This window comes from Smaragdicoccus niigatensis DSM 44881 = NBRC 103563, from assembly GCF_000380645.1.
Lineage (GTDB): Bacteria > Actinomycetota > Actinomycetes > Mycobacteriales > Mycobacteriaceae > Smaragdicoccus > Smaragdicoccus niigatensis.
The window spans coordinates 113,659-126,321 of record NZ_AQXZ01000010.1 but is presented as its reverse complement, the minus strand read 5'-3'; the positions used below and the strand labels follow the sequence as shown (position 1 = coordinate 126,321).

Below are 12,663 nucleotides of genomic sequence, written 5' to 3'. Positions count from 1 at the left end.
GTTGAGACGCGAAGCGGGACGCCAAGGTTCGTTTTGCAAACCCTGGCGTCCCGCTCGTTGAATCAGCCCTCGAGCACCAGCGCGTCGGCGTCCGGGCTCACCGTGACCTTGACGGTCTGACCGTCGCGGATCTCACCGGCGAGCAGCTTCTTCGCCAACTGGTCACCGATCGCGTGCTGCACCAACCGGCGCAGCGGACGCGCACCGTAGACCTGGTCGTATCCGCGAACCGCCAGCCAGAAGCGAGCCGACGGCGTGACGTCCAGCGTCAGACGACGCGCCTGCAGCCGCTTCGCGAGCTGCGCGATCTGGATGTCGACGATCTGCTCGAGTTCGTCTTCACTCAGATGGCTGAACATGATGACGTCGTCGAGTCGGTTGAGGAACTCGGGCTTGAACGCGCGGCGGACGGCATCCATCACAAAGTCCTTGTCGCCACCGGCTCCGAGGTTCGACGTCAGGATCAGGATCGTGTTGCGGAAGTCCACGGTCCGGCCCTGGCCGTCGGTCAGTCGACCGTCGTCGAGCACCGCGAGCAGGATGTCGAACACGTCCGGGTGCGCCTTCTCGACCTCGTCGAACAGCACCACCGTGTACGGGCGGCGCCGAACGGCTTCGGTCAGCTGACCGCCCTGGTCATACCCGACATATCCCGGAGGGGCACCGACGAGCCGTGCCACCGAGTGCTTCTCGCTGTACTCACTCATGTCGATGCGGACCATCGCGCGGTCGTCGTCGAACAGGAAGTCCGCCAGCGACTTCGCAAGCTCGGTCTTACCGACACCGGTCGGACCGACGAACAGGAATGAACCGGTCGGACGGTTGGGGTCGGCGACGCCGGCGCGCGCCCGTCGAACCGCATCTGACACCGCTTCGATGGCGTTCTTCTGACCAATGACACGCTTGCCGAGTTCCTCCTCCATGCGAAGGAGTTTCTCGGTCTCGCCCTCGAGGAGACGTCCCGCCGGGATACCGGTCCAAGCGGCGACGACGTCAGCCACGTCATCGGGACTGACCTCCTCCTTGAGCATGACATCGTGCTTGGTCTCGGCCGTCAGGGCGGCAAGCTCCTTCTCCAACTTCGGGATTCGGCCATAGCGAAGCTCGGCCGCCTTGCCGAGGTCGCCGTCGCGTTCCGCCCGATCCGACTCGCCCTTGAGGTTCTCGAGCTGCTCTTTCAGGACACGAACCTGGTCGATCGCGCCCTTCTCGTTCTGCCACCGGGCGTTGAGCTGGCTCAGCTTCTCCTTCTGGTCGGCGAGTTCGCTTCGCAGCTTCGACAGCCGCTGCTTCGACGCCTCGTCCGACTCCTTGGCCAGGGCCATCTCCTCGATCTCGAGGCGACGGACCGCACGCTCGACTTCGTCGACCTCGACCGGCCGCGAGTCGATCTCCATGCGCAGACGCGACGCCGCCTCGTCAACGAGGTCGATCGCCTTGTCTGGCAGGAAGCGGGACGTGATGTAGCGGTCGCTCAACGTGGCGGCTGCCACGAGAGCCGAGTCGGTGATGCGCACACCGTGGTGCACCTCGTACCGCTCCTTGAGTCCACGCAGAATGCCGATCGTGTCGTCGACCGACGGCTCGCCGACGAAGACCTGCTGGAAGCGGCGCTCGAGAGCCGGGTCCTTCTCGATGTGCTGGCGGTACTCGTCGAGGGTCGTGGCACCGACGAGCCGCAGTTCACCGCGGGCGAGCATCGGCTTGATCATGTTGCCGGCGTCCATGGCGGACTCACCGGTCGCGCCCGCACCGACGATCGTGTGGAGCTCGTCGATGAAGGTGATGACCTCACCCTCGCTCTTCTTGATCTCGCCGAGGACGGCCTTGAGCCGCTCCTCGAACTCACCGCGATACTTCGCACCGGCGACCATCGAGCCGAGGTCGAGCGAGATGACCTTCTTGTCCCGCAGCGATTCGGGGACGTCGCCAGCGATAACTCGCTGCGCGAGACCTTCCACAATCGCCGTCTTACCGACGCCGGGCTCACCGATGAGGACCGGGTTGTTCTTGGTCCGGCGGCTCAGCACCTGAATGACGCGACGGATCTCGGTGTCGCGCCCGATGACCGGGTCGAGCTTGCCGCTCCGGGCCGCGGCCGTGAGATCGGTCGAGTACTTCTCGAGCGCCTTGTAGGTGCCTTCGGGATCTGCGCTGGTCACTCGTGAACTTCCTCGTACGGCTTTGAATGCTTCTTTCAGGGCTTTCGGCGTCGCGCCGCTGCCGGCCAGTAATTTGGCCACTTCGGAGTCGCCGTTGGCGAGCCCGAAGAGCAGGTGCTCGGTCGAGACGTACTCGTCGTCGAGCTCGGTGGCGAGCTTCTGCGCTGCGGTGATGGCGTTGAGCGTCTCGCGCGAGAGCTGTGGCTGACTGTGCGATCCGCTGGCGCGCGGGAGTCGGTCGAGAAGCTTCTGCGCCTCGGCCCGAATCCGGCTCGGGTCGACCTGGACGGCCTGCAGGAGCGGCCCGGCGATGCCGTCGGACTGATCGAGCAACGCCACCAACAGGTGGGCAGGCTGAATGTCCGGATTGCCAGCCGAGCTCGCGGCCTGCAACGCAGCCGACAGCGCAGCCTGAGCCTTCGTGGTGGGGTTGAACGTGTCCAAAGGTCACCTCACTGGTTGTGAACGATCTGTCGATGGATACAACGCATCAAAGGTTGAGTCTGTTCCACTCAACTTAGCGAATTTTTTCAAACCTGCACAGGGTCAAGTCTGAGCAACCTACCGGGCCGCCACTAGGGACGTTCGTCCCATCGTTCACAACCCCGATACCTCCCGCGACCGGCGTGTCACCAGAAACAGACCGAATGGGACATTACGGTTTCCCTGGGTTCGCAACTTCCGGCAGACCGAACGACGCAGCGTGGCGCGTTCCGACTGCCCTTCCGTAGGACAACACCCAACTGGCGCTTCGAAGCCCGCTTGCTTCGACGTTTGTGAGTGCACTCCTACCACGAGACCTGAGGGTGGTTTTCCATGTCTAAGTCCGTAGCGATCATCGGTTCCCGCGGATATCCGAGTTACTACGGCGGCTTCGAGACCCTCGTTCGTCACCTCGCGCCGTACCTCGCCGATCAGGGCTGGGATGTCACCGTCTACTCGCGTCCCGACACCACCCGGGGGCACGACGCGGACCCGCGGATCAACGTCGTCGAGACGACTGCCATGGATTCGAAATCGCTCAGCACGCTGTCGCACGGTTATTTCGCCACCCGGCACGCCGTCCAGGCCAAGCCCGACGTCGCAATCGTCCTGAACGTCGCCAACGGCTACTTCCTCCCGATGCTCCGTCGCGCCGGAATTCCAACCGTCGTCAACGTCGACGGCGTCGAGTGGAAGCGCGCGAAGTGGGGCACCCTCGCCCGCAAGGTCTTCCGCGGCGGCGCGCGTCTGACCGCACGCTACGCCGACCACCTCATCTACGACTCCCAGCACATCTCCACCCTGTGGCGCGAGGAGTTCCATCGGGAGGGCCACTTCATCCCGTACGGCGGAATGGATCCGGGCCGACTCGACCCGCTCTCGAACTTCGGCGGCTTGTCGTACGCGTTGATGGTCGCGCGACTCGTGCCCGAGAACTCAGTCGAGGAGTTCCTCGGCGCCGCAGAAATCCTCGCGCCTGAGTTCGCGGTCGCGGTGGTGGGTTCTTCGGGCCTGGACACCGGGTACGACGACCGGATGCGCGCGATGTCCGAACGCCACGAGAACTTCCACTGGTTCGGACACATGATCGACGATGCCAAGCTCAACGCGCTGTGGCAGCACGCGGGCGCCTACTTCCACGGTCATTCCGCCGGCGGCACGAACCCCGCGCTGGTGCAGGCGATGGCGTGCGGTGCACCGATCGTCGCGCGCGACACGGTGTTCAACCGCGAAGTGCTCGCCGACACCGGCCTCTTCACCTCTCCCGAGCCGTCCTCGATCGCCGACTCGGTCGCGTCGTTGATGACCAACGACATTCTGCGCGCGGAACTGTCCGCCGCAGCCCGCGACCGTGGCCGCCTTCACTACACGTGGGAAAGCGTGTGCGACGAATACGACCGACTGCTCGCCAAGGCGGTCGATGGCGGGCCGAACCCGCACCGAAACAGCAGACCGACCACCGAACTGACCACCATCGGCTCCGAAGACAGGCAGCGTTCATGACAGCCAACATCTCCACCGCAACGACCGACACGACCGTGCAGCTCGCTGCCCTTCGCAGCCGCTACATCGATCTGCTGCGCGATGCGTTGACGATGTCCCTGTGGCACGCTGCCGACGGCAACCAGATGCAGAATGTCTTCGGGGCGTCGGCCTCGGAACTGCGCGAAGACGGTCGGGACTGGCCCCAGCTTGCGCACACGATGATCGGCCGCAAACGCATGAACAACCTGCAGTTCTGCGTCGAGGACGTGCTTTCTCGCGGAATCCCGGGCGACTTCATCGAGACGGGCGTCTGGCGCGGCGGAGCCTGCATCTTCATGCGCGGAATCCTCGAGGCCTACGGCATCACCGACCGCAAGGTGTGGGTGGCTGACTCGTTCCAAGGGCTGCCGCCGGCCGACGTCGACAAGTACCCGATCGATGGAGAAGGCGTTCCTTTCCACATTTTCCCGCAACTCGCGATCTCGCAGGAGACCGTCGAGAACAACTTCCGCAGTTACGGCCTGCTCGACGACCAGGTCGTCATGCTCAAGGGCTTCTTCCGCGATTCGCTGCCGACCGCTCCCGTGGGACAGCTCGCGATCCTGCGCCTCGACGGTGACATGTACGAGTCGACGATCGACGCGCTGAACAGCCTCTACTCGAAGCTGTCCGACGGCGGTTACGTCATCGTCGACGACTTCTGTATCGAGGGCTGTCGCCAGGCGATCCACGACTTCCGCACCGAGCACGGCATCACCGACGTCATGCACGTCGTCGACTGGACCGGCGTCTACTGGCGCAAGGGATCGGGCGACGCCGGAAACGGGGCCCCGACGAGCTTCGAGGAGCTCTCGGCGACCTACGACCAGCTGTTCAGCGCCTACGTCGAGCTCCGCAACCAGCACCTCGCGGGTGTCTCGACGATCGCTCAGCTGCGTGTCGACAACGCAACCGCGAACGCTGCACTGGCGGCATCGGGCGCCCAGGTGGTTGTGCCACAGCCACCGTCGACGCTCCCCGGCCTGGCCAAAGCAGAGGTCCGCCGGGCAGCACGGAAGGCCCGAGACATCGTTCGAAAGCTTCGCTGATGCCGGTTCGCACTGAACTCCGCCGCCCGTGGCGGAAGTGGGCCCCGCCGGCTCCGCGGCCGTTCACCGTTGATCGAACGGTGTGGATCTTCGGTTGCGGGCGGTCGGGAAGCACCTGGCTTGCCGAGATGCTCAATAGCTTCGACGGCTGGTCGATGTGGCCCGAACCAGGTTTCGGCCACATCTTCCAGCGTCCGGAACCGGCGGCTCCCTACGTCGACAGTCCGTGCCACGTCATGGGGGGTGAACCGGAACTCCACCAACCCGCCGTCCGGGCGTTTGTCGACACTGCGATCAAGACGCGCTTCCCGCACCTCACCGCGTCCGATGTCATGGTTCTCAAGGACCAGAATGCGTCGGGGGGATGCGGAGAGATCAGTGCGGCTCTGCCGGACAGCCGGTTCGTGGCCCTCATCCGTGACCCCCGAGACGTGCTCGCCTCGATAGTTGACGCCTTGTCCAAGCCGACCAGTTGGGCGGCGGATCCGGCACTGTCAGTGTGGATCGACCAGGTCCGCGATCCGGCCTACACCAGCACTCTCTACGCCAGCATCTGCACTCTGCTGGAGATAACCCTGGCGACCTACGAAACGCATCCCGGGCCCAAGTCCCTCATTCGTTACGAGGACTTGCGAACGAACACCGCGCCGACGATGCGTCGCCTCTTCACCGAACTCGACCTGCTGCCGACCGCGCCCAGTGTCGACGAGGTCACCGACCGGCACGCGTTCGAACGGATTCCGGTCGAGGAGACCGGCAGCGGGAAGTTCTATCGCAGTGCGTCCCCGGGCGGTTGGCGGGAAACGCTGCCCGCAGATTTCGCACCGGCGGTCGACGTTCCCATGCCCCCGCTTCTCTCGCCGCACTACCCCAACGACTAGCGCATCCGCACGACCCGAATCGAGGACCCATGGCCACCCGGTACAAAGCGCCCGCCCCGAACGCGATGGCACCCAACAACTCGCACGCCTTCGCGTTGCAGATGATCGGTTGGAGCAAGCGAGTTCTGGAACTCGGCGCCGCCTGCGGCGATATGACTCAAGCGCTGAAGAATCAGAGCTGCGAGGTCACCGTCATCGAATATGACGAGCAGAACCGTGCAGAGCTCGAGGGCATCGCCGACCGCACGATCATCGGCGACCTCAACGATCCGGCCACTCTCGATGCGCTCGACGGCCCGTTCGACGCCGTGCTCGCCGGCGACGTGCTCGAACACCTTCTCGAGCCGGGCCGCGTTCTCAAGCAGGTCTCGCGGCTCCTGGCACCGGGCGGACGGATCGTCGTGTCCCTGCCGAATGTCGCACACCACGACGTTCGGCTCGCTCTGCTCGAAGGACGCTGGGACTACGCACCGTTGGGCCTGCTCGACAGCACCCACATCCGGTTCTTTACCCGCAAGACGATCCGCCAGCTCGTCGCTTCCGCGGGCTTGATGATCGTCGACATGCGAACGGTCAAGGTGCCGCCGTTCGGCTCCGAGATCGGCGCGAAGGCGGGCCTCGTTCCCGACTCGGTACTCGAGCAGATCCGGACTGACCCCGACCACGACACCTACCAGTTCGTGTTCACGGCCGTCCGCTACGACGGCGACGAACAGACCAGCCAGCTCGCCGAGAAGTACGCCGACCTGCGCGAAAGCTTCGATCGCCTGTCGAAGACCCACCAGGAAACGCATACCCAGCTCGAGCTGCTCCGGGCTTCGAAGACCCTGATCTACACCGAGAAGCCGCGCGCAGTGCTGCGCAAGGTGCGCACCAAGCTGAAGAACCTTCGCTGAACAATCGCCGTTTCTTTCCCGGCCAGGAGACCGTCGTGAAGCCCATCCCCACCGTGCGCCGCGCACGCCAGATCCTGCGTGAGGGGGGCGCGCGCGCCCTCCAGAAGGCCAACGCGGCCTACCGGGAACGGCGTTCGCAAGCGCCGGCTGCAGAAGCCCCAGCCGCGGTTCCCGAGCCCGTCATCCAAGAGTGGCTCGGCGCCCCGTCCCCAGCACGGCCCGCGGATTCGCCCAACGACGCAACCGTCTCGGTGATCATTCCGTCGTACCAGCATGCGGCTTTCATCCGCGAGGCGATCCTTTCCGTGGATCGACAGACCTACCCGCACATTCAGCTCGTGATCGTCGACGACGGATCGACCGACAACAGCATCGAGATCATCGAAGCGACCCTCGCCGAGATCTCGATCGTGGATGTGGTGTTCGAGAAGCAGGCGAACCAGGGTGCGGCCGCGACGATCAATCGCGGCATTTCGCTCGCCCGCGGACGGTTCGTGAGCATTCTCAATTCGGATGACGCGTACCACCCCGATCGGCTGAGCCGCCTGCACGCTCACGCCACCACGAGCGGCGCGGAGTTCGTCTTCTCGGAGGTCGTTTTCTCGCAAGGGTCGGACTTTGCGGCCATCTGCGAAGAGGCGAACCACCGGTGGCTCCAGCAACTCGATGGTGTGCCGACCCTTGGGTTCGCCCTTCTCCAGTTCAACGGCACCTGCTCCTCGAGCAACTTCTTCCTCAGCCGGGAGCTGTTCAACCGCGTCGGTCCCCTCCGGGACCTCCTACTCGTGTCGGATTGGGACTACGCGCTGCGGGCAGTTCTCGACAGCGAACCGGCAATTGTTCGCGAACCGCTCCTGTACTACCGCCTCCACGAGTCGAACACGATGACGAACCGCAGCTCCCTGCAACGCTCTGTCTCGGAATACCGCGATGTGCTGAGAAACTACTTTCAGTCGATTCAAGCGGGCGAACCACGCAACGCCATCGCCCCGTCACCGGAACATTTCGGAGACCTCTTCTTCGACTTCCTGGTCAAGCCAGGCGATGTAACGCCCAAGCACTGGACTCTTCCTAAACACGAGTCTCTCTGGCGCACAGCAAGTCTCGATCTTCTGCCAGCGCAGGATGCGTTCACACCGCCGCTCGAACTCATGGAACTCGTCGGAAGCGTGTCGGCCGACGGGTACCACCAGGTCGGCGAGGAGTTTCTCAGCTACTTCATCGAATACGCCGACCTGGAGCCCGACGCCGACATCCTCGACATCGGATGTGGCAGCGGCCGGATCGCCATCCCGCTCACCGCGTATCTGAATGACCGGGGCAGCTACACCGGATTCGACATCGTCCCGTCCGCCATCGACTGGTGCCGCGAGACGATCACCCCGGAGTACCCGAAGTTCCAGTTCGACGTCGCGGACGTGCGCAACACGTTCTACAACCCGGACGGGCCGGTTTCGGCAGCCGAATACACCTTCCCGTACGACGACCACTCGTTCGACTTCGCGTTCCTGACCTCGGTCTTCACCCATGTGCTGCCGGCCGAGTTCGAGCGCTATGTCGCGGAGATCAGCCGGACCCTGCGACCGGGTGGTCGATGTCTGGCGACGTTCTTCCTGGAAAACGAGGAAGCGAACGAACTCATCTCCGGCGGGAAGAGCACGCTGAGCTTCCCGTTCCACCGCGACGGCTTCCGGACGATCAGTGCCGAACACCCCGAGTTCGCGATCATGTTCCCGCAGCAGTACGTGCTCGAGGTGCTCGCTCGCAACGGACTCGCGGTGTCGGCTTTCTACTTCGGAAGTTGGTGCGGACGTGATCATTTCACGAGCTATCAGGACTTCCTGCTCCTCGAGAGAGTTGAACGTCCGCTGGCGGCAGTGCCCGAGGCGACGCCCTCGGACGCTGTCCAGTACGTCTGCGTGAGCCACCGCCCGGAGATCTTCGAGAAGTACGTCGGGTCGAACACCAACATTCCCGCGAACGCCGTGCAGTTGTACGACAACACAACGGAAAACGTCGGCATAGCGAGCCGCTACAACGACTTCATCGACAACCAGATGGGTGACGGTTGGGTCGTGTTCATGCACCACGACATGCAATTCGACGAGCCGCTCCAGCCGCGGCTGTCGGTGACCCCGCGCGACAGTATCTACGGCGTGATTGGAACCGTTGTCGAGCAAGGCCGTCGTTATGTCCACTTTGGGGGCGATGGTCGAAAGCGACCGAAGATCGAGCGCGGAGCCTTCACGCGGATCCGCATCCACGGCCTGGTCAAGTGCTTGAAGACGCTGAGTCCCTCGGGCTATGTCGGAGAGAAGGCGGTGGGTCTGCCCATCGTCGACACGGTGGACTGCTGCTGCGTCATCGTGCACTCGAGCCTGATTCGCAAGCACAGGCTGCGGTTCGATCCGGACTTCCCGTGGCACTTCTACTCCGAGAAGTTCTCGCTCGACGCGCGTGAGAACCACGGCGTCCGGACGCGGGCCATCCAGATCGACTGCGGGCACTATGGCCACGGCGAGATCGACGGCGAGTTCAAGCGCTGCCGCCAGATCCTGATCGACACATTCGGCGAAGGCACCTTCAGCTCGACGTGCTACGTCCCGCCGCAATCGGTCGGCGGAATCGCTCGATTCACCGAACGCCGAGGGCTGTTGATCCAGTACTGAGCGAAAGGGCGCTCGTCAGATTGCGCGGCGGGCCAGCCGCTGCGCACCCACTCTGACCAGCAGACGACCGACAGGGGTCGTGCGCACCGCCGGCACGATCCCCCCAATCGCCAACTGAGCTCGACGGCTCGCGTGCGGCTTGATGGCGTTCAGCTGATCGATCGACCGGGCGACCGATTCCCGGTCGCCGCTGCGTAGGCCATCGATCAGCTCGACCCCGACACTGCGCAACATGCGGGGCACCGCCAGGTCCTGCAGGAGCCGATTTCCTCGATAGTCATGAGCCTCGGTCCCGCACAGCTCGACGAGCTTGTCCAGGTAGATCAGCCGCGACTGCCCCATTCGCGGGGAACGTCCCGACGAACCCGCGTGCATCCGCCACTTCGACAGCGATTCGTCGACGAATACGTTATCGTATCCCGCCAGCAGAATCCGGAGGAAGAGGTCATCGTCCTCGTAGCCGCGCAAGCGTTCGTCGAATCCGCCGACGTCCGCGAGCGCCGACCGCGCCACCAGCGCCGCCGACGGCAGGATGTACATGTCCGTGGAGATGCACTGTGCGAGCGACGTCTTCGGATGCGTGCCGGGGAAGTTGCGGAGCATGCCGTGCCGAACGGTCGACCCATCGGCCCACAACTCGTCGACGTCGCTGTACGCCCAGCCCAGCGGGCGGGCGCCGGTGTGGCGCTCGAACTGCTCACGCAGAACCTGGAGATGAGTGGGGTACCAGACGTCGTCTTGGTCGAGGAACGCGATCAGGTCCGCATCGGTCGAACTCCAGCCGCGATTGCGCGCCGCACCCTGGCCGCCGTTCGCCGTCCGCACGACGCGCAAGGGGACGCTGGACGCCAGCGACTCCACGACCTCGACGCCCGAATCGGACGAGCCGTCGTCGACGACGACGATCTCCGCAGGGGGAACAGACTGCGAAAACACGCTCTGGAGAGCTTCTTTGATGAAGCGCTCGCCGTTGTACAGCGCGATCACGACCGCGATCGAAGGAGTTTCCACACCATCTCGATTCCACTACGGCCAGTGATCTTCTGGTCCGATGCGCCTCGGCTCCATGGGTATAGTCCGAGGACGATCATACGGACCATGCTTGGGAGGAAGGTTCATGGATCGCTCTCTTGAACTGCTCGAGTATGTCGAAAAATCCGCTCTGGGCATCGAAATCGGTCCATACCACAACCCGACGGTGCCGAAGCGCGAAGGCTTCAACAGCATCTCGATCGACGTTTTCGACGCCGAAGAACTGCGGCGCCGAGCCGCCGACGACCCGAACATTCCCCAAGCCTCTATCGCGGCGATCGAGGATGTCGACGTCGTGGGCTCCGCGGTCGACCTCGTGGACCTGGTTCGCGCCCAGTACGGGGCGCAGCGCTTCGCGTACATCGTGTCGTCCCACAACTTCGAGCACCTTCCGGATCCGATCCGGTTCCTGCAGGGGTGCTCGGAATTGCTCGAGGACGGTGGCGTGCTGACGATGGCGGTCCCCGACCGTCGCTTCTGCTTCGACTACTTCCGGCCCGCCACCGAGCTGTCGGAATGGCTCGAGGCCTTCCACGAACGGCGGCTCCAGCCCACCCCGGCGCAGGTTTTCCGTGGGTCGCACCTGAAGTCGAGCGTCTCCGGCGTCGGGGCATGGATGCCGGGCGAGACCCGCACCCCAGAGCCCGACGGCCAACTCGATACCGCGTTCGCAGCCTGGTCGAACACCCTCGTCGACTCACCCGACGCACGGCCGTATGTCGACACGCACTGCTCGGCCTTCACCCCGGCGAGCCTTGAACTTCTCATCGAAGATCTGCGCTACCTCGGATTGCTCGACCTCGTTCCGATCCGCATCGCGGGACCCAACGGATGCGAGTTCTACATCCACCTCCGCAAGTCCGCGGGTGGCGCGGCGGAGGGCTCGGACACGTATCACGCGCGCCGCGCCGACCTGCTGCGTCAGGCCGCAGCCGAGCAGATCGATCCGACCATTCCGCGCACTAACGTCACCAAGCTCATCGCCCGGCGCAATGAGCTGCGGCAAGCGGTGGTGTCCCGCGCGCGCCGATACCGAGTGACCGGTGCCGCGTTGGACGCCGCGAAGAATGTGCGCGATCGCGTGCGAAAACTAAACGGAGGACGCTGACCATGTCCAAGGCCGCGTTCACCGAACTGCGCCAAAACCGGGAGCTGATCCAGAGCCTCGTCGCCCGCGATCTCAAGAGCCGGTACAAGGCGACCGCCTTGGGCCACCTCTGGTCGCTGGCCAACCCGCTCACGATCATGGCGGTCTACACCGTCGTGTTCTCGTTCATCATGCGAGTGCAACCGCCGCCGGGGAAGAACAGCGGCATGGACGTGTACGCGCTCTGGCTGTTGTGCGCATTGCTGCCGTGGCTGTACTTCACCGCCACCGTGAACTCGGGCACGACGTCGCTCGTCGGCAACGCCCACCTCATCAAGAAGGTCCCGATCTCCCGGGTCTCGCTCGTCGTCTCGAACTCGATGGCCGGAGTGGTCACGTGGATGATCGAGATGGGCGTGCTGTTGGTGGCGCTGATCATCGCCGGCTCGAAGCCGTGGCTGTACATCGTGCCGGTCGCCATCGTGATGGCGACGCTGTACCTGTTCGCGACGGGTATCTCGCTGATGCTGTCGATTCTCAACGTGTACATCCGAGACACCCAGCACTTCACGACGATCCTGCTGCAGGTGTGGTTCTTCATGACACCGGTTCTCTACCCGGTGCTTCTCGTCGAGCAGCGGTCCGCCGCAACCGGGCCGCTCTGGGGCTTCTTCACGATCCATGGGATCTACATGGCCAACCCGATGGCGCAGTTCGTCACGGCCTTCCGGAGCCTGCTGTACGACAACACGATTCCGCCGCTGTCGACCATCGCGCTGTGCACGCTGTGGGGAATCGGGACGTTCACCCTGGGGCTGTGGATCTTCAAACGCTTCGAAAAGCGACTGGCGGAGGAACTGTGAGCGGGCTGGGTGGCGTC

9 protein-coding genes are annotated in these 12,663 nt (G+C 64.2%); 7 read left to right on the top strand and 2 right to left on the bottom strand.

Annotation, left to right across the window (positions count from 1 at the left end):
- Window positions 1-62 precede the first annotated feature (62 nt).
- Complete coding sequence (gene clpB, locus F600_RS0103170) at window positions 63-2,606, bottom strand: ATP-dependent chaperone ClpB (protein WP_018159138.1); 2,544 nt, start codon at window positions 2,604-2,606, stop codon at window positions 63-65.
- A gap of 372 nt (window positions 2,607-2,978) precedes the next feature.
- Between clpB and F600_RS0103165 the strand changes: the two genes are divergently transcribed.
- Genes F600_RS0103165 through F600_RS30040 form a run of 5 tightly spaced genes read left to right on the top strand, consistent with a single transcriptional unit; the run spans window position 2,979 to window position 9,664 of the window.
- On the top strand, window positions 2,979-4,148 hold the full coding sequence (locus F600_RS0103165; RefSeq protein WP_018159137.1) for a DUF1972 domain-containing protein: 1,170 nt from the start codon (window positions 2,979-2,981) through the stop codon (window positions 4,146-4,148).
- Window positions 4,145-5,218 (top strand): TylF/MycF family methyltransferase, encoded by a 1,074-nt coding sequence (locus F600_RS26680; protein WP_018159136.1) that lies wholly within the window; start codon window positions 4,145-4,147, stop codon window positions 5,216-5,218. Before F600_RS0103165 ends, F600_RS26680 begins: the two co-directional genes overlap by 4 nt.
- Window positions 5,218-6,099, top strand: coding sequence for a sulfotransferase family protein (locus F600_RS0103155; protein ID WP_018159135.1), 882 nt, complete (start codon window positions 5,218-5,220; stop codon window positions 6,097-6,099). Before F600_RS26680 ends, F600_RS0103155 begins: the two co-directional genes overlap by 1 nt.
- A gap of 29 nt (window positions 6,100-6,128) precedes the next feature.
- Window positions 6,129-6,995 carry a class I SAM-dependent methyltransferase gene (locus tag F600_RS0103150; protein WP_018159134.1) on the top strand — a complete coding sequence of 289 codons (867 nt, stop codon included), beginning with the start codon at window positions 6,129-6,131 and terminating at the stop codon, window positions 6,993-6,995.
- 35 nt (window positions 6,996-7,030) lie between these two features.
- Entirely contained in the window at window positions 7,031-9,664 is a 2,634-nt protein-coding gene (locus F600_RS30040) for a glycosyltransferase (protein ID WP_018159133.1), read from the top strand.
- 15 nt (window positions 9,665-9,679) lie between these two features.
- Here F600_RS30040 and F600_RS26670 read toward each other — a convergent pair whose 3' ends face one another.
- Window positions 9,680-10,675: a glycosyltransferase family 2 protein gene (locus F600_RS26670; protein WP_018159132.1), complete on the bottom strand. Its 996-nt coding sequence runs from the start codon at window positions 10,673-10,675 to the stop codon at window positions 9,680-9,682.
- Window positions 10,676-10,781: 106 nt separating this feature from the next.
- Between F600_RS26670 and F600_RS26665 the strand changes: the two genes are divergently transcribed.
- Window positions 10,782-11,804, top strand: a complete 1,023-nt coding sequence (locus F600_RS26665) for a class I SAM-dependent methyltransferase (RefSeq protein WP_018159131.1) — start codon at window positions 10,782-10,784, stop codon at window positions 11,802-11,804.
- Window positions 11,805-11,806: 2 nt separating this feature from the next.
- Window positions 11,807-12,646, top strand: coding sequence for an ABC transporter permease (locus F600_RS0103130; RefSeq protein ID WP_018159130.1), 840 nt, complete (start codon window positions 11,807-11,809; stop codon window positions 12,644-12,646).
- Window positions 12,647-12,663 lie beyond the last annotated feature (17 nt).

Coding starts and splice junctions, on each gene's coding strand:
- F600_RS0103165 (WP_018159137.1), top strand. CDS start 2,979: ATGTCTAAGTCCGTAGCGATCATCGGTTCCCGCGGATATCCGAGTTAC.
- F600_RS26680 (WP_018159136.1), top strand. CDS start 4,145: ATGACAGCCAACATCTCCACCGCAACGACCGACACGACCGTGCAGCTC.
- F600_RS0103155 (WP_018159135.1), top strand. CDS start 5,218: ATGCCGGTTCGCACTGAACTCCGCCGCCCGTGGCGGAAGTGGGCCCCG.
- F600_RS0103150 (WP_018159134.1), top strand. CDS start 6,129: ATGGCCACCCGGTACAAAGCGCCCGCCCCGAACGCGATGGCACCCAAC.
- F600_RS26665 (WP_018159131.1), top strand. CDS start 10,782: ATGGATCGCTCTCTTGAACTGCTCGAGTATGTCGAAAAATCCGCTCTG.
- F600_RS0103130 (WP_018159130.1), top strand. CDS start 11,807: ATGTCCAAGGCCGCGTTCACCGAACTGCGCCAAAACCGGGAGCTGATC.